This is a genomic window from Erysipelothrix piscisicarius (genome assembly GCF_003931795.1).
Taxonomy (GTDB): Bacteria; Bacillota_I; Bacilli_A; order Erysipelotrichales; family Erysipelotrichaceae; genus Erysipelothrix; species Erysipelothrix piscisicarius.
Map to the genome: position 1 here is coordinate 561,389 of NZ_CP034234.1, position 18,346 is coordinate 579,734.

The 18,346-nt window shown below is 36.0% G+C and carries 18 protein-coding genes; all 18 read left to right on the forward strand.

Features of this window, described 5'->3' with window-relative positions:
• Positions 1 to 39 precede the first annotated feature (39 nt).
• Positions 40 to 1,140 carry a phosphotransferase enzyme family protein gene (locus EEI45_RS02775; protein WP_125164062.1) on the forward strand — a complete coding sequence of 367 codons (1,101 nt, stop codon included), beginning with the start codon at positions 40 to 42 and terminating at the stop codon, positions 1,138 to 1,140.
• A gap of 100 nt (positions 1,141 to 1,240) precedes the next feature.
• Positions 1,241 to 2,140: a carbohydrate ABC transporter substrate-binding protein gene (locus EEI45_RS02780; protein WP_228410476.1), complete on the forward strand. Its 900-nt coding sequence runs from the start codon at positions 1,241 to 1,243 to the stop codon at positions 2,138 to 2,140.
• Between the two features lie 66 nt (positions 2,141 to 2,206).
• Positions 2,207 to 2,557 carry a hypothetical protein gene (locus EEI45_RS08960; protein WP_228410477.1) on the forward strand — a complete coding sequence of 117 codons (351 nt, stop codon included), beginning with the start codon at positions 2,207 to 2,209 and terminating at the stop codon, positions 2,555 to 2,557.
• Between the two features lie 191 nt (positions 2,558 to 2,748).
• Complete coding sequence (locus EEI45_RS10140) at positions 2,749 to 3,051, forward strand: carbohydrate ABC transporter permease (RefSeq protein ID WP_456073044.1); 303 nt, start codon at positions 2,749 to 2,751, stop codon at positions 3,049 to 3,051.
• Complete coding sequence (locus tag EEI45_RS10145) at positions 3,045 to 3,287, forward strand: carbohydrate ABC transporter permease (protein WP_456073045.1); 243 nt, start codon at positions 3,045 to 3,047, stop codon at positions 3,285 to 3,287. Before EEI45_RS10140 ends, EEI45_RS10145 begins: the two co-directional genes overlap by 7 nt.
• On the forward strand, positions 3,284 to 3,487 hold the full coding sequence (locus EEI45_RS10150) for a hypothetical protein (RefSeq protein ID WP_456073046.1): 204 nt from the start codon (positions 3,284 to 3,286) through the stop codon (positions 3,485 to 3,487). Before EEI45_RS10145 ends, EEI45_RS10150 begins: the two co-directional genes overlap by 4 nt.
• Before the next feature lie 8 nt (positions 3,488 to 3,495).
• Positions 3,496 to 4,377, forward strand: a complete 882-nt coding sequence (locus EEI45_RS02790) for a carbohydrate ABC transporter permease (RefSeq protein WP_125164063.1) — start codon at positions 3,496 to 3,498, stop codon at positions 4,375 to 4,377.
• Positions 4,378 to 4,386: 9 nt separating this feature from the next.
• Complete coding sequence (gene gnpA / locus EEI45_RS02795) at positions 4,387 to 6,573, forward strand: 1,3-beta-galactosyl-N-acetylhexosamine phosphorylase (RefSeq protein WP_125164064.1); 2,187 nt, start codon at positions 4,387 to 4,389, stop codon at positions 6,571 to 6,573.
• Positions 6,545 to 6,712: a DUF6903 family protein gene (locus EEI45_RS08540; protein ID WP_164503750.1), complete on the forward strand. Its 168-nt coding sequence runs from the start codon at positions 6,545 to 6,547 to the stop codon at positions 6,710 to 6,712. The genes gnpA and EEI45_RS08540 overlap by 29 nt, the downstream gene beginning before the upstream one ends.
• A gap of 69 nt (positions 6,713 to 6,781) precedes the next feature.
• Positions 6,782 to 7,870 carry a phosphotransferase enzyme family protein gene (locus EEI45_RS02800; RefSeq protein WP_125164065.1) on the forward strand — a complete coding sequence of 363 codons (1,089 nt, stop codon included), beginning with the start codon at positions 6,782 to 6,784 and terminating at the stop codon, positions 7,868 to 7,870.
• 80 nt (positions 7,871 to 7,950) lie between these two features.
• The gene (locus EEI45_RS02805) at positions 7,951 to 8,430 is read left to right on the forward strand and encodes a GNAT family N-acetyltransferase (RefSeq protein ID WP_125164066.1); all 480 of its coding nucleotides are present in this window, start codon (positions 7,951 to 7,953) and stop codon (positions 8,428 to 8,430) included.
• 175 nt (positions 8,431 to 8,605) lie between these two features.
• On the forward strand, positions 8,606 to 8,983 hold the full coding sequence (locus EEI45_RS02810) for a helix-turn-helix domain-containing protein (protein WP_181950065.1): 378 nt from the start codon (positions 8,606 to 8,608) through the stop codon (positions 8,981 to 8,983).
• 100 nt (positions 8,984 to 9,083) lie between these two features.
• The gene (locus EEI45_RS08965; protein WP_228410326.1) at positions 9,084 to 9,239 is read left to right on the forward strand and encodes a hypothetical protein; all 156 of its coding nucleotides are present in this window, start codon (positions 9,084 to 9,086) and stop codon (positions 9,237 to 9,239) included.
• 163 nt (positions 9,240 to 9,402) lie between these two features.
• Entirely contained in the window at positions 9,403 to 9,825 is a 423-nt protein-coding gene (locus tag EEI45_RS08970) for an integrase core domain-containing protein (protein ID WP_228410478.1), read from the forward strand.
• Positions 9,826 to 10,305: 480 nt separating this feature from the next.
• On the forward strand, positions 10,306 to 11,562 hold the full coding sequence (locus EEI45_RS02820) for a hypothetical protein (protein ID WP_125164067.1): 1,257 nt from the start codon (positions 10,306 to 10,308) through the stop codon (positions 11,560 to 11,562).
• Positions 11,504 to 12,616, forward strand: a complete 1,113-nt coding sequence (locus tag EEI45_RS02825; RefSeq protein ID WP_125164068.1) for a hypothetical protein — start codon at positions 11,504 to 11,506, stop codon at positions 12,614 to 12,616. Before EEI45_RS02820 ends, EEI45_RS02825 begins: the two co-directional genes overlap by 59 nt.
• 96 nt (positions 12,617 to 12,712) lie before the next feature.
• Positions 12,713 to 14,599, forward strand: coding sequence for a bacterial Ig-like domain-containing protein (locus EEI45_RS02830; RefSeq protein WP_125164069.1), 1,887 nt, complete (start codon positions 12,713 to 12,715; stop codon positions 14,597 to 14,599).
• 343 nt (positions 14,600 to 14,942) lie between these two features.
• Positions 14,943 to 18,203, forward strand: coding sequence for a DUF1542 domain-containing protein (locus tag EEI45_RS02835; protein WP_125164070.1), 3,261 nt, complete (start codon positions 14,943 to 14,945; stop codon positions 18,201 to 18,203).
• The last annotated feature ends 143 nt before the right edge of the window (positions 18,204 to 18,346 follow it).

Consider the following 18,346-nt stretch of genomic DNA (forward strand, 5'->3'; position numbering starts at 1 on the left):
CTGTACAAGTCGTCATAATACATATATAGGAGGTATATTATGAAAATACTTAATCAATTTCAACTAGAGGGCGCAATTGTAAACTGTGTTCCTTATGGAAATGGACACATCAACGACACGTATCGTGTTGAGACTGCTTGTGATGTATATATACTACAACGAATTAATACAAATGTGTTTAAGAACCCCACGTTATTGATGGAAAATATTGGTCGCGTGACCCGATTTATACAAAATAAAATTCAGCAAAAAGGTGGGAATCCCCTACGAGAAGCACTTACGTTAATTCCTACTTTTGAAGATTGTGATTATGCTTTGGATGAAGACGGGAACTATTGGCGTATGTACCGTTTTATACAGGACACGGTTTCATATGAGCTCGTTTTAGATGCGCATGATTTTTACGAGAGTGGTCGTGCATTTGGAAATTTTCAGTTTATGTTGGCGGATTTTCCAGTATCGTCATTGCACAGTACGATTGAAAATTTCCACCATACACCTAAACGACTTCAACAATTCAAATCGGCATTGAAAAATGATGTCATGAACCGTCGCCAGACCTGTGAAGCAGAGATTAGGTTTATCTTACAACAGGAAGCATTTATGAACATACTTTGGAATCTCTATGATGAAGGTAGCCTTCAATTAAAAGTGACTCATAATGACACGAAGTTGAATAATGTTTTATTGGATGCGAAAAGTGGTAAGGGTGTTTGTGTTATCGATTTGGATACTGTGATGCCAGGCTTTGCTTTGGATGACTTTGGTGATTCAATCCGGTTTGGTGCATCCACCGCACTTGAAGATGAACAAGACCTAAGCAAGGTTCATTTTGATCTAGATCTCTACCGTGCTTATGTAGAGGGTTTTGTCGAAGGAGCTAATGGAAGTCTAACGAATTTAGAAATCGAACTGTTTCCGGTAGGGGCTAAAATGATGACCTTAGAATGTGGTATGCGTTTCTTAACAGATTACCTTGAAGGTGATACTTATTTCAAAACAACATATTCCACTCATAATTTAGTTAGAGCACGCACGCAACTTAAATTGGTGAGTGAGATGGAAGATTCCTGGGAAGCAATGCAAGATATTGGGACGTTTATTTTATCTAATTATAAAATGAATTATGAAAAACCATAATATTTTTCAAAACAGCAAGATAACATAAGTTAAGAACAATATCATGGAAGATTAAACGCTTACATTACTCTATAATGAAAGTATCAGGGAGGAACTTTAAATGAAAAAAATGTTAGTAGTTTGCCTTACTGCATTGCTTATCCTAACCGGTTGTGGAGAAAAAAACGAAACCACATCCAATGAGGGGAAAGTTTTAAAAGTAGCGGGATTAAATAGTGGATATGGTACTGAAGGCTTTAAGAAGGTTGTCGAAGCGTTCGAAGAAGCAAAAGGTGATGGTACTAAAGTTGAACTTGTACTTGAAAAAAATATTGCGGAAGTACTTCGACCTCAAATTCAATCTGGGGATGTTCCAGATGTGATCTACCTTGCGATTGGTTCGGAAGGTAAACTTACAGATACGATGATCTCAGAAAAGAAAATTATGGATATTTCCGATATTATGGATATGAATGTATTTGGTGAATCCGTAAAATTAAAAGATAAAATTAATGTAGGTGTACAAAATACCATGCGAACAAGTCCATATGGTGATGGGAAAACCTACCTTGCACCTGTATTCTATGCACCAACAGGCCTATTTTATAATCAAACCTTATTTACAGAAAAAGGATGGACGGTTCCTGAAACATGGGAAGAAATGTTTGCTTTAGGAGAACTTGCGAAAGCGGATGATATTGCATTATTTACCTACCCAACAACAGGATATTTTGATGCGTTTTTCTCATCAATCTTAAATAATATGGTTGGACCTGAAAAATACGAAAAGCTAATGAATTATGATCATGAGACATGGAAAGATCCACAGGTAAAAGAAACCTTTGATTTAGTTGGTAAGCTTTTAACTTATACACATCCTGACACTGTTGCCCAAGCTAATGGTGAAGGGTTTACCAAAAACCAACAACTAATTTTGGATAACAAAGCACTGTTTATTCCAAATGGCACATGGTTAGCAGGAGAAATGGAAAAAGCATCACATTCAGAAGGTTTTAAATAGGGATTAACTACTGCTCCTGTACGTACGAAGGGTGATGAAACCTACGCAACAACATTTGCGGAAGAAATGTATATACCAGAGGGTGCGAAAAATGTGGACTTAGCAAAAGAATTCTTAACCTTTGTTTATTCTGATAAAGCCGTAGAACTCTTTGCGAATAATGGAAATGCGATTCAACCCGTTAAAGGGTCATCAGACTTGATTACTGATGAACAAACCAAAGATTTTTATGCAATTTACGGTCGTGGTGTTATTGCTTCATCGGTTGGATTTGCAGCGAAAGATCCCGTGGAAGGTGTTGATTTAACATCAGGAGATGGAATCTTATATGGAACTGTAAATGATGTTGTCTCGGGTCAGAAAACTGCAGAACAATGGTATCAAGACGTTCTTGATGCAGTTTCAAAATATCAATAATTCACGAAAAGTAATTTGATGTTTAAGGAGCGATGACACACGTGTTATCGCTCTTCTATTAAGAAGCCTTGAAATGGAGTGGGAATATGAATAAGAAAAAGGCAAAAAGACGGTTCGTAATTGGTTGATTAACCCCGGCACTTATATTAATAGGGATATTTATGGTTTATCCAACGATAAATATATTCATGATGTCACTCTTTAAATGGGGTGGGTTATCCAGTACTAAAACCTTTGTAGGATTTAATAACTTTAAGATATTATTTCAAGATTTAAAATTTATTCAGGCGGTTCAAAATTCAATCTTACTTATTGTAATTGTAACAATTGTGACCTGTGGATTTGCGGTTGTATTTGCAAACATACTTGTGCGGGAAAATGTAAAGGGCAAGGGATTCTTTCGCGTTATCTTCTATATTCCCAATATTTTATCTGTCGCAATTATTTCCGCAATCTTCGCTCAAATTTATGCGGTAGACCAGGGGGCTTGTTAAACAGTATTATTCGATTATTTAAACCAGAAACCTGGAAAAACATTCAGTTTCTAGGGGATCCAAATATTGTTCTGTATGCCGTTGCGGGAGCGATGATATGGCAGGCAATTGGATATTACATGGTAATGTATATGGCAAGTATTAGCAGTATTCCAGAGCATTTGTATGAGTCTGCGAAAATTGAAGGGGCATCCCGAACCCGTCAATTCTTCCAAATTACACTACCATTAACATGAGTTTCTTATTTGTTAAAGTATTAACCAGTGGAGGACCCGGTGGGTCAAGCGAAGTATTTCTAAGTTATTTATATAAACAAGCATACGATAATGCTTCGTATGGGTATGGAATGGCGATTGGGGTCATGATTTTCTTATTTTCCTTTGCACTATCTGCAATTGTAAATAAGATTACCGAACGTGATCCAATTCAGATGTAGGAGGATCTATGAAAAAACATAAAAGTATAAGTGCAGAGAAAGCATATAAGTTATTTGTCTATGTTGTCCTAATTGCATTAACCATCTCCATAATTGTACCGATTGGCTGGGTGTTTCTTGCATCACTTAAAGAGCCGGGAGAGTTCTTTTTGAATCCATGGAAATTTCCACAGAATCCAAACTTTAATAACTTTATCGTTGCCTTTAAAGAAGCTAAGATGGGCGACTACTTCCTTAATTCCGTTTATGTAACGGTTTTAGGCATCGTTCTTCTTTTGATTACAGCACTGCCTGCGGCATATGTATTGGCACGATTTGATTTTAAATTTAAGAAACACATTAATGGGTTGTTTATGGCTGGATTATTTATTAACGTTAACTATATTGTGATACCAATCTTTTTAATGCTTCTAAAATGGAATGAGGGCAGTAAATCGCTTTTAAATATGAGTTTATTTATCAATAATCGTTTTATGCTGGCCGTTGTTTATGCAGCAACTGCACTTCCATTTACGGTTTACCTTCTATCCGGATATTTTAAAACATTACCGAAAGCATTTGAAGAAGCTGCTTCAATTGATGGTTGTACATATTTTCAGACGATGACAAAAATTATGATTCCTATGGCAAAACCAAGTATTGTAACGGTGATCCTGTTTAATTTTCTATCGTTTTGGAATGAATATATCATTGCATTAACGTTAATGCCGGGAGCTCAAAAAACATCACCTGTTGGATTAATAAACTTACAACAGGCAGCAAGAGGGGCTGCAAACCCTGGACCGCTTTATGCGGGGTTGGTTATTGTTATGTTGCCAACTCTGATTTTATATATATTTGTACAGAGTAAACTCACTCAAGGGATGACCTTGGGTGGCGTTAAAGATTAGGAGATTCATATGAAAAAGAATATTGGTCGTGTAACATTACCGAGTGAAAATAATTTCCTTGAAGAAACCAAGGATTTAATGAAACGTTGGGGTGCCGATGCATTACGTGATAGCGATGGAACAAAATTAGATGAGGATTTAAAAAGCCTTGATGCGAAAATCTATACAACGTATTTTGTAGCCCGAGGTCAAAATGAATTTGCACTACAACATATAACGGAGGCTCAACAGATTTTCTTGATGAGTGATTACCATCTTGCTATCAAAACAGAACTTGAGATCCCCTTTATGAAAGGATATCTGCGGGAACAACTTTCACCCGATTATAATCATGATCCTAAATCGTGGTGGCAGGTTATTGATCGAACACGTAATGAAGTGGTCGATGTTGAGCGATGGGAAGTGGATTCAAAACGCGATGTTGTCGTGATAAAAAATGCAGAACCATTCCATGAGTATACCGTCAATTTCCTTTCCTATATGATTTGGGATCCAACACAAATGTATAACTACATTACAAATGATTGGAAAGATCGAGAAAAAGAAATTCCTTTTGATGTGCGCCAACCGCATTCTCAAAAATTTATGATGGACACGCTTAAAGATTTTCTCGAAACCAACCCAAAAACAGATGTGATTCGTTTTACGACGTTTTACTATCACTTTACCTTGTGTTTTAATGATCAACGAAAAGAAAAATTTGTGGACTGGTTTGGATATGGGTCGAGTGTTTCTCCCCGTGCTTTAGAGGCGTTTGAAAGAGCGAAAGGTTACCGTCTCACCGCTGAAGACTTTATCCAAAATGGATATTATAATTCGACCTTCTGCATGCCAACTCAAGCATATAAAGACTATATCGATTTCCAACAACAATTTGTCGCTCAGCAAGCGAAAGCAATGGTTGATTTGGTGCATTCGTATGGTAAAGAAGCCATGATGTTTTTAGGTGATAACTGGATTGGGGTTGAGCCGTATGGACCATATTTCCATACAATAGGACTGGATGCTGTAGTGGGAAGTGTCGGCGGCGGGATGACGCTTCGACTTATTTCCGATATTCCTCATGTAAAGTATACAGAAGGACGTTTTTTACCGTATTTCTTTCCTGATACATTCTTTGAGGGCAATGATGATGCAATATTAAAAGAAGCAAATGACAATTGGATATCAGCGCGTCGTGCATTAATGCGAAGTCCGCTTAATCGTATCGGTTACGGAGGATATCCAAGCCTAGCTTATAAATTTCCTAAGTTTGTCGATTATATTGCTAGAACTGCTGATGAATTTAGAGGGATCATTGATAAAATAGAAGATGTAAAACCGATAACTAAAGCAACTGTAGGGATTATGAGTGCTTGGGGATCACTACGTAGTTGGCAAAATTTCATGGTTGCACATGCTCTACACTACAAACAGATATATTCTTACATTGGAATTTTAGAGTCACTTAGTGGCATGGATGTTGATGTCCGTTTTCTAAGTTTTGATGAAATTAAGTCGGGAATTCCCAGTGATATCGATGTCCTGATTAATGCAGGGGATGCGAGAACTTCATTTTCAGGTGATGTTGTTTGGAACGATCCAGCATTTGTATCGATGATTCGAAAATGGGTTTACGAAAGACATGGATTTATCGGTGTTGGTGAACCGAGTGCTTTTGAAAAAGGAGGACATTTCTTCCAACTTCATGACGTTCTGGGTGTAGACAAGGAACTCGGATTTACCTTGTCCACAGATAAGTATTTTAAAGAGGTGTTTTCAGATCATTTTATTACTCATGATCTTGAGAATGACTTTAATTACGGTGAAGCTATAAACAATGTGTATGCTCGAACTGCGGCTACTGAAATAATTAAGATGGATAATGAAAATGTAACAATCGCAGCTAAATCATTTGGTAGTGGTCGTGGTGTGTATCTTTCGGGACTTCCATACAGTTTTGAAAACACACGTATTCTATATCGTTCAATTTTTTATGCAATGAATCATGAGGATCAAATGAAGTATTTCTTTGCATCCAATATTCATTGTGAAGTGAATGTTTATCAGAAGACCGTGGCCTTATTGAATAATACACATGAAACACAAAAAACGATCTTCTATGATGGTTTGGGTAAAGGGCAAGAGATAACCCTTGAGCCATCAGAAATTAAGTGGGGTGAACGCAATGAAGAAACTGTTGAATGGCATTGCTAATATAGCTGTGTTTATCTTGGGTATTTGGATGGTAATTGATTTCCAGAAGGACATTTCGATGCAGTCTCTATTTATGATGATTGTCGGTTTAGGAATGTTGCTGTTGCTACTCTATCGTTATAATAAACGTTTTCTTTAATGAACTAAAATAACACCTAAATGCTAGGTGTTATTTTGGTCTTGCACATAATTGTAGAAGGATGAAAATATGAAATCAATAAAAGAAGTAGTACAAGAATTTTGTTTTGATGGGGATGTAGTGGAAATTGTTCCCTTTGGTAATGGTCATATAAACGATACCTATCGTGTTATGTGTTCAAGAGGAAGTTATGTTCTTCAAAAAATTAATCATCAGATTTTTTTAGATCCGCAAGGGCTTATCGAGAATATCGAAAAAGTAACAAGACACATTCGCCAGAAAGTCATAAAACGTGGTGGTGATCCAAGGCGTGAAGTTTTAAATCTCATTCCAACGCACCATCAAGAATATATCTGTCAAACAAAATCGGGAGATTTTTGGCGTGCCTATGAATTAATTGAGAATTCAAAATCCTTAGATCTTGTAAAAAATAAGGAAGATTTTTATCAGAGTGGTCTTGCATTTGGTGCATTCCAAAAAGATTTAGAAGACTTCCCAGTTGATACTCTAAATCTCACGATTGAAGATTTCCACCATACACCGAAGCGGTATGATCAGTTTCACAAATCCCTTAAACTCAATAAATCAGGCCGAAAACACTTCGCATTACCTGAAATTGAATTTGCACTTAAACATCAAGAATTCGCAGATACATTGTGGGATTATCATCAACAGGGTCTATTACCCCTAAAAGTAACACATAATGATACCAAGTTGAATAATGTTCTCTTAGATGCCGATTCTAATGACGTGCTCTGTGTTGTGGATTTGGATACAGTCATGCCGGGTTTTTCCTTAGATGATTTTGGAGATTCGATTCGATTTGGTGCAAGCACGGCATTAGAAGATGAAAAAGACTTATCCAAAGTTCACTTAAGCATCCCGTATTATGAAGCATATGTGGATGGGTTTATTGAAGGTGCGGGCGGTAGCTTATCAGATTTGGAAATCAAACTCTTTCCAGAAGGCGCAAAAATGATGACACTTGAATGCGGGTTGCGCTTTCTTAAAGACTACATCGATGGCGACGTTTATTTCAAGACCAGCTATCCTGACCACAATTTAGTAAGAGCACGAACACAGTTTAAATTAGTTCAAGAAATGGATGATTCTTGGGAAATATTAAAAAAAATAAGTGCTACACGTCTCAAAGTATAATTATGAAACTTCAAATTGAAAACTATGAATTTTAGGTGATATCGGTTACAATGTTTACTATATAAAAAGAAGGTGACATAATGATACGATTGGCTACGCCCGATGATTTAGAAGCAATTCGCTTGATTGCCTCCATAACATGGAAAGAAGCGTATAAGGATTTAATCCCATTGGATATTATTAATCGTTTTATTGAAGATGCGTATGCGCCCACAGTCCTTGAGCGTCGCATTGAAACGACAAAGCTTGTGGTGGCAGTTCAAGATGATTATATTGTAGGATTTGGGAATTATGAGATTCGTGACAATGATTTATATATTGTTGCATTGTACGTACTCCCAACACACCAACGTGCCGGTGTGGGTTCAGAACTTCTTGCATATATTGAAGCAAGTGTTCCTGATACAATTGACCAAGCATATGTTGATGTGGAGAATGGCAATGTGAGTGCCGAATCATTTTATAAGAAATATGGATTTGTCCAAAAAATTTGTATTCCAGATACGTTGTATGGTTACCCACTCAAAGCCCTACGTATGGTTTATGAAGTAAAACGCTAATGATTGAGCGTTTTTAAAAATACACATCACTGCGATCAAAGCAGAGCAAGGGTGTCATGAATGAAATTAAGAAAGATTGCTGTTTAGTGGAGTAGTAAACTAAAAGTAGACAAGTAAAAAATACTTGTCTACTTTTTTGTGTAATAATAAAATCAGAGATAAAACGGAGGTATTAATGATGGGAAGACCCAAAGGTGGATTAAATAATAAATGGACTTATGAGGATCGTATTAAAGTCGTTACACGTCATATTGATGAACATATAAGTGCTGCGAAACTATCACAAGAAACAGGAATACCGAAAGGAACGATTAATGGTTGGATTGATCGATTCATGCGTGATGGTAAAGAGGGTTTAAAAAACAAGAAAAAGACAGGAAATCATTTTTCTGCGCTTCATACGAGTAAATCATTAACTGAGATCGAACGACTTCAACTCGAAATTCTAAAACGAGATATTGAGATTGCACGATTAAAAAGGTACCAGGTGAAAGGAGTTGGTGTAAACAAGGAGTTCGTTACTTTAAAGACAAGAATTCCAAATAGCACATGACTTATCTTTAAACATCCGATTACGTTCATTCTTAGATTTATGAATTTGAACCGATCTGGTTATTACAAGTGGTTAAAGCATAAGAATGATCTCAATATTTATGAACAAAAGAGCGATTCTTAGCTTTGTGATTAAAGACTGGCATCGCCGTTTTCCAAGTTATGGTTATCATGATATCGCTGCAGTCATGAGAAAGCAAAGTGATTTAGGGATTGAATTTTCCGATAATTTAATCCACAAGTGTTGCAAGTTTTAAATATTAAATCAAAAGTTAAACACTATTCCTATAAAACCTGGAACACAAAGTCGAATTTATCCTAATATTATAAAGAATCAATGGAGGCAACCAAACCTTTAGAAATTATTGTTTCAGATATGACACATATTCGAAACAAAGGGATTAATATGAATGGACTTTAATGGTTGATACCTTTAACAATGAAATTATCAGTTCTGCATTATCGCGTACAACTGGTGATCCTAAGCCTTACTACAAGTGTCTCGAGGATCTCCTTGCGCTACTTAAGGATAATAAAAACAGCTCCACGATTCTTCACACAGATCAAGGAGCTGTCTACCACTCTAAAGCTTTCGCTAAAGCGCATGAAAATTATAACATAATTAGATCTATGTCGCGAGCTGGAACACCTACAGATAATCCAATTATCGAATCATTAAATGGATGGATTAAAGCAGAAATGGCGTGTGATTATCAATACTGGTCCGTAGATAACTTTGAAAATTTTATCGAAGAATATGTACATTATTTCAATTTTGAAAGACCTGCTTACTGTTTAAATTACAAAACCCCTATCCAATATAAAATGGATAAGGGTTTCTAGTCTTTTATTAATGTCTACTTTTGTTTGACAACTCCAGTTTAGGCAATCTTTTTTAATTATTTGTGAAATCATCGATTTTTTTTATAAGAAGAAATTTTTGTGTGAAGATGATGAAGTTGTGTGAATGATAAACGAAAGATAAATTGTGATAAATAATGAAAAAAAGCACGAAAAATATGTAGGGATGTGTTGATTTTTATTATTTGTAGGTGTGAGATGCCGTAAATTGAAAACTAAAATACAGATTAAGGCATTGTAGAGGGGCATTTGATAAGTATACTTTTTTTTACAGGATATCCATAACCTTTTTAAAACCGAAATTATTTTTTAAAATATGCGCTGAAATTCAAAAAAAAATTCCGAAATACCATCCATTTTCCGGAAAATGGGTCACTAGACAGGTTTTTTAATAAGAAATATAATGAAAATGAACTCTGTAAGGGGGTTTACGCATTTTTTGAGCGTAGAGAAGGAGTACACATGAACAAACAAAAAATGATCATAATCATGTTATGTTGTTTACTGATTACGGGTCAGGTTTCGCCAATATTTGGCTTAAATCAAGACGACCAAAATAACGTAGATACACAAACGATGGAAACCATCGCTGATAAAGAAACGCAAGAAGAAACAGAAAATGCTTCAGAGGTTGTTGATTTGGAAGAATCCACAACCTCTGAAGCAAAAGCTGAAGATGACACGACGCTAAACGAACCGGGAAATGAACCGGAAGTGAAGTCTGACATATTTTCAGAGATTAGTATAAATACGAAGTCAATCAACGAACCGCTCGACAATTTGCATCGATCAAAAGATTATTCTCTTGATGTCCAAATTACTACAAACTCTAATATTTCAGAACCCGTTAAAAGTCCAAAAATTATCGTTCATCTTGAACCTAATTTTAAGAGTGTTGAAACAAAAAAATACTTACCAAAGTTTCAGTCAGGTGACTTGACGACCGCTTCTTCTAAAGAAACTATTTATAATGAAGATGGAACCATCGATATTGTTTATGTGATGAAAGATATTGCTGGTGGGACAACAATCGGATTCCCTGTTCAATTTCGAATTGCAAATACGACTTCGGATGAGTATCCATTTAAGGTGAATGTCGATATTAAGAGTGAAGATGGCACAATTATCGGATCTTCGAAAACAGCACCTGTTTTTTCACCAGATACTACAAGGAGTATAACTTTTAATCCGAACCCAACAAGTACAGTATCATGGACTTGGGATAATTCTAAAAATGCTTGGGTACAAACAATTGCTGTTGTTGGGGATAATACAGTCCCAACAGACACCCAATTTGAAATAATGTATGTGACTAACAGCGGATCAAAGACAGATCGCGTTGCAAAACGAGAAACTAAATTCGAGAATCCAAGTGATTTACTGGATTTTGAGCTGACCGCACCAGAGGAAGTTATTTTTAATGGAGGAACTTCTAATCTTGGCAGTGGAAAGATTAGAACAAAGGAAGGACTCGAGTTTAACAAAGACTATGAATTTACGGTATCGGATACCTGGAAAGATTCGAATGGAGATCCAAGTGAGTTTGATAAAATGGAGCCAAAAAGCATGAAGTTTTTTATAAAATTCACCAAGAAATCCCTCCCGGACCGTTTAGGTAGTACGACCGAAGAATCTACAGTTAAAATCTCTGATTATCAAGATGTATTTGAAAAAAAAATCGATCAATTTTTCAGTGTGGCTTCAATCACTCAGATTTGAAAACTTCTCAATGACGGTTGGTCATCCCGGTTTATCCAGCCAAATGTCATATGCCGGAGATGGTGGAAGTTTCGTGAGTCCCAAAAGTGAGTTTCATATCGAAAAAATCGGAATCAATCCTTCTGAAGCATTGATGTTTGATGGAACCATTAAAATATTTGCGGTTGATGATGATCTCAATGAGACGGTACTTTTTGACGATGTCACCGCCCTTCAACTCCAGAAAGGTCTCGAAATTGAAGATAAGAATGTTAGATACATTAGACTAGAGTCTAATTCTGGGTTTAAATATGAATATTCGGTAGCACACCCATCTTTCAAAATAAATGTATCAGTGCGTAAAGATAATCTCGATACAAAATATATTGATGACATCAATACAACAGCAGGAACTACAAATAAGAAGCATTCGGACGATTCTAAGATTTATTATCAAATGACCGTGATGGGAAAGATTGAAGGAAAGTCAGTTCCGTCTACGGACTCTTATGTTAAAATTACAGTTGCTCAGCCTCATACGACCTCAACTGTTAGTCCGTACTCCACGACTGCGCAGGATATACTTACAAACAAAATCGTGTATACTACACCATCATTTAACTTACTGGATTTAGACACGATTTCAAAAATTGAAAAAATGGAACGTTCGGTAAAGACAGTCACCGTCATTCCAAAAGGAATATCGATTAATGAGGTTGGATTAAACAGTAGCAATGCTCAATATTATAAGACTTCAATCGTTGAAAATTATAAGGGTTCAGGGAATTCTGCAGTTATTGCTGAATTAACAAAAGAAAAGTTCCTTGAAAACTACTTGGAATCGGGTCGTTATAATCCACTTACACTTACCTTGGGTTTAACCTTAACCAGAGGACTTCCAAAAGGTGAGTATAAAATCATTACGTGGGTGGATGATGCAGGCATCGCAACAAAAGAAAGTGGTCGAAATCATTATTTGGAAGATGAATATGATATTAATGAAAATGGTTCTAAAACAGATAAATTGCCAGTTGCACAAGATATCTATAATCATTTAACGTCAAAAGAAGTTTAGGGATTCCTCTCTGGAACTGGTGATCAAAATGAAATAGAAATTGTCTCTCCAGGAGTTGGAAGCATTTCAAATGTGCATGGGTCAGTCGATTATTTTGTGAACTTTAAAAATTATAGTGACTCACCTGTAAGTAATTTAACGAGTGTTTTCTCGCTACCGCGAATTGGTTATAAGACCCTTACCGAAGGCAAAGATCGTGGATCTGAATTTGATATCTATTTAAAGGAAAAAATTACAGTCCCATCTAATTTCAAAGCTTATTATACAACTGAAACACTTGATGAAGATTTAGAGGCAAGCGTCCATAACAGTTCAATATGGTCCGAATCGGTGACCGACTATGCGGCAGTTACAGCAGTTAAACTTGTGATGGAATCCGGTTCACTTGACAATGGTAAAGAGTATGTCATTAACTATAAGGGAACGAGTGGATCACAAGAACAGTACAAAGGAATCGCGTACAGTTCCGTTGCTTTCTCACTTGATGATGGGGCAAAAACTTTTACAGAATCTGAACTTCTTGGAATGAAAGCTTACTATGAAATGGGGATTCATGCCCACGATTCAACAATCTATGTTGGTGATTCATGGACTGCGGAAGATAATTTTGATCTCGCTGTTGATGAAAATGGAGATATGATTCCTTTCGCTGACCTTACCGTTGATGATTCAGAAGTTATTATTACAAAACCTGGAAATTATCCTGTTGTGTATAAGTATCTCGATATGGAGAAAACAGTCACAGTAACCGTTAAGAATAATGAACAATCCATTACTGGTTCGGATGTGACCAAGTATGTTGGTGACGCAATGCCATCAGATAGTGAGTTTAATGCAAGTGCTACTGATAAAGATGGTGGAGTCATTACGGTAACCCTAGATAAGGGTGCCGTTGATATGAGCATCCCTGGAGACTATGATGTCGTCATTACGGCGACAGATGGCCAAACCAAAACGGTAAAAGTTCATGTTAAGGAAGACAAGCATTCCATTAATGGGATTGATTTAATTCGCTATACGGGGGATGCATTACCAAGCATTGCTGAGTTTAAAGCTACAGCGATGGATAAAGATGGAAATCCACTTGAAGTAACATTGGATACTTCTTCAGTTGATATGACAACGACTGGAACGTATTCTGTTGTCATCACCGCAAGCGACGGCCAAACCAAAACGGTATCTCTTGAAATTCGCGAAAATAAACAGTCTCTTGTAGGATCCGATGTAACCAAGTATGTTGGCGATACACTTCCTCAAGATACAGAGTTTATGGTTTCCGCAACAGATAAAGAAGGAAACATCATCTCCGTTACGGTAGATACTTCAAAAGTTGATATGTCTAAAGCAGGAACGTATGATGTTGTTCTTAAAGCAGAAGACGGTCAATTACTAACCGTTAAAGTAATCGTTAAAGCAAATCTTCAATCGATTAACGGAATCGATGTTGCGAAAAATATTGGCGATGCGCTACCTGAAAAGGGTGAGTTCATGGCATCCGCAACAGATCGGGATGGAAATCCTATTGACGTAACCATCGATACATCGAAGGTGGGTATGAACACGCCCGGTAAATATGAAGTTGTAATTACCTCTACAGATGGTCAAACACTCACGGTATTTGTAACCGTAACCGGTCTGGTTTTAGATGGAACTGTTACGATTATTTATATTGATTCGAATGGTAATGTTATTCATGAACAACGAATAATAACAGGTCAAGTAGGCGATGCTTATAGCACCGAAGCCCTTAACCTAAAAGGCTATACGCTAAAAGAAATAAGAGGAAATGCGACAGGACTGTTCACGGAAGAAAATCAAACCGTAACCTATGTCTATACAAAAGATGAGAATGGCAACCAACTTCCACAAACGGGAGTGAGCACGCCTCTGATCTCGTTTGTGAAGTATTTAGGCGCAGTCTTAATTGTAATGGGTGGAGGTCTTGTTTATAAAAACAGAAAAAAATCTAAAATAGAGCGCTAATCATTTCATAAATAAATAATTCAAAAGCAACCAGTGATGGTTGTTTTTTTTTGTGTTAAAATTCGTGCTCTTGTTCGGTATCAAAAAAAGTGTTGTGAAAAGACAAGAAATGCGAAGTGTGAGGATGAGGCACGAAATAAACGTAAAAAGTTCAATTTTTAATGATGAAAGATAAACATATTATGAAATCCAAAGCAAATTCTTAGAATTGAAAGAAATTCTATGTTATCTTGATAGAGCGTGCTTACGGAATGGGGAGGGGAATTAAAAAAAACGCAACACTGTAGTATTGATAAGAAAAGGAGTATATTATGATGAAAAAAATAAACTATTAAACAAGATCATGACAGTTGCATTAACATTTGTCTTGCTCGTTACAAGTATTTCAATGAACCAAAATTATACAATATCTGCACAAGAGACAGAGGAATTGTTTCCATTCCGAGGCAATAAATTACAAAACCCCTATCTGAGATATGGTGCAAAAGATTCAACGATTCCAAACTGGAAACTTAGCTCCACAAATAATGTATTTGGAGGAGAATCTGCTGGAACGATCAGTTCGAAAGTAACAGATGGATATCGCGATATTGGAAGATATAACTATCTCGTTGGCCAAAAAAACAATACAGATGATAGTGTCTTTAAGTCAAAATCTATAAGAGTAGAAAACTCAAGTGTGGCCGAAAATGCAAGTTTCATGCTAGTTGGTCAAACAATTCAACTTCAAGCTGGCTATGAATATTACTTTAGAGCTGAGCTGAAGAGTGTTCAAGGTACAAGCAACGGGATGTTAAATATTTATCCTGGAACTGCTACTTCAGGAAAAAATGGCCTTGCATCTGAAAGATTTAGCGCAACCAATAAATTAGAAATTGTTAGTTTGCCTTTTGTTGCTGATGGAAGTGGAGAAGTAACGGTTTCTTTACGTCATTTCGCTACAAACGATAAAAATACACACCTTGAAATTCATAGAATGGGATTCTTCCTAAAAGATGATGATTTAATTCAAAATGATAGTATTGATGCATTAATTAACGACAAGAAGTCAAGTCTTGATGCAGAAGCTAAAAAAGCTAAAGAAACGATTGATAAACTTGAAAACTTATCACAAACTGAAAAAGAAGAAGCAAAAAAATTGATTGATAAAACGGTCAATGACGCTTCAAAAGAACTGGATAAAGCAACGACACCATCAGATATCGACGCAATTTACAATCAAGGTAAAACAGATATTGGAAACGTTGTCGTTAAAGCAGAACTTGATGATGCCAAAACAAAAGCAATCGCAGATTTAAATGCTAAGGCGGAAGAAGTTCGTAAACAAATTGCTGATAAACCAGCGCTCTCTGATCAACAGCGTAAAGATGCCAATGATGAGATCGATCAGACACTTGCAGAAGCAATTAAACGTATTGAAGATACAACATTGATTGCAGATATTCCTGAAAATTTAAAAACTGGAATGGATGCATTAGATGCAATTGAACAAAAATATGAAGCAAAAAACACAGAAAATTTAGATAAGAAAAAAGACGATTCTAAATCTGAACTCGATAAAAAGGCAGAAGATGCAAAGAAAGAAATCGACAAGTTACCTAACTTAAACGATGACGAAAAGCAAAAAGCCAAAGATGATATCGACCAAAAAACCAAAGAGGGTAAAGATGCAATTGATCAGTTAAACGATCCAAAAGAAATTGAAAAAGTGATTGATACAACGGATAAACGCATCAACGATATTGTTGAGGACAACAAACTTCTGGATACAAAAAATAAAGCCAAAGATGATTTGGATAAAAAAGCGGAAGATGCAAAGAAAGAAATCGACAAGTTACCAAACTTATCGGATGATGAAAAGCAAAAAGCTAAAGATGACATCGATCAAAAAACTAAAGATGGTAAAGAGGCGATTGATCAAGGAACAACACCTAAAGATGTTGAAGATGCAAAAAATACAACAGATAATGCGGTAAACGAAATTGTTGATCAAAGCACATTACAAGATGCTAAAAATAAAGCGAAAAAAGATTTAGAAGCGAAAGCTGATGAGACGAAAAAAGCGATTGATGCATTACCTGGACTATCACAAGAGGTTAAAGACAAAGCTAAAGGCGAAGTCGATAATGCATTGAATAAAGGTCTTGAAAATGTAGAATCTGGTAAGACTATTGAGGATCTTAATAAAGTTGTTTCTGAAACTAAAACTGAGATGGATGCAATCAAAGATGCACTTGTAAAAGAAAACTTTGAGTCACTTGAGAAACTCAAGGATGATAAAAAAGCAAACTTAAATGCAGAAGCAGAAAAGGCTAAAGAAACAATCGATAAACTAGAAAACTTATCACAAGCTGAAAAAGATCAAGCGAAGAAAGTTATTGATAAAACAGTAAGTGACGCTTCGAAAAATATCGATAAAGCATCAACACCATCAGATATTAACTCAATTTACAACCAAGGAAAAACGGATATTGGAAACGTTGTTGTCAAAGCAGAACTTGATGATGCGAAAATAAAAGCAATCGCAGATTTAAACGCTAAGGCGGAAGAAGTTCGTAAACAAATTGCTGACAAACCAGCACTCTCTGATCAACAACGCAAGGATGCAAATGCCGAAATCAATAAGACACTTGCTGAAGCAATTAAGCGTATTGAAGACACAGCTGTGATTACCGATATTCCTGAAAATTTAAAAACAGGAATCAAAGAATTGGAAGCAATTGAAAAGAAATATGAAACTAAAAACACAGGCAATTTAGACAAGAAAAAAGAAGATTCTAAATCTGAACTTGATAAAAAGGCAGAAGATGCGAAGAAAGAAATCGATGAGCTACCAAACTTAACCGATGATGAAAAGCAAAAAGCTAAAGATGATATCGATCAAAAAAATCAAGACAGCAAAGATGCGATTGATCAATCAAACAATCCAAAAGAAATTGAAGATGTGATTGATACAACGGATAAAGGCATCAATGAAATTGTCGATGATAATAAACTTCTCGATTCAAAAAATGAAGCGCAAAAAGATCTCGATAAAAAAGCTGAAGATGCGAAGAAAGAAATCGATAAGTTACCAAACCTTAGCGATGACGAAAAGCAAAAAGCTAAAGATGATATCGATCAAAAAACTGAAGATGGTAAAGAGGCGATTGATCAAGGAACGACACCAAAAGATGTTGAAGAAGCAATAAATACAACAGATAACGCGGTGAAAGAAATTATTGATCAAAGTACATTGCAAGATGCAAAAAATAAAGCGAAAAAAGATTTAGAAGCGAAAGCTAATGAAACGAAAAAAGCGATTGATAGCCTTCCTGGAATTTCTCAAGAAGCAAAAGATAAAGCTAAAGAAGAAGTGGATAAAGTCTTAAAAGAAGGACTTGAATCAATCAATTCCGGTTCAAAACTTGACCATGTTAAGAAATCATTAAATCAATCAATGAATCAAATGGATAAAATTATTAAAAACTTAGCGAAACCACAATCCGTTCTTCCAGCCGCTGGGATTACGGCAAGCAGTATCCGTCTCTATGGATTACTCATAAGTCTTGTTGGTATGCTAATCTTTGTAATCCAAACAAAGAAAAATCGTTATAATCATTAAAATGTTTTATTATAAATAGCCCTTTATTAACCGAAACTCAAACCTCATTTGAGTTTCGGTTTTATTTATGAAATTCAAACTCTTTATCCGTATCTTTCAACATTTAAAGTGTGTAAAATATCGTACAATATCACCCAAAACAC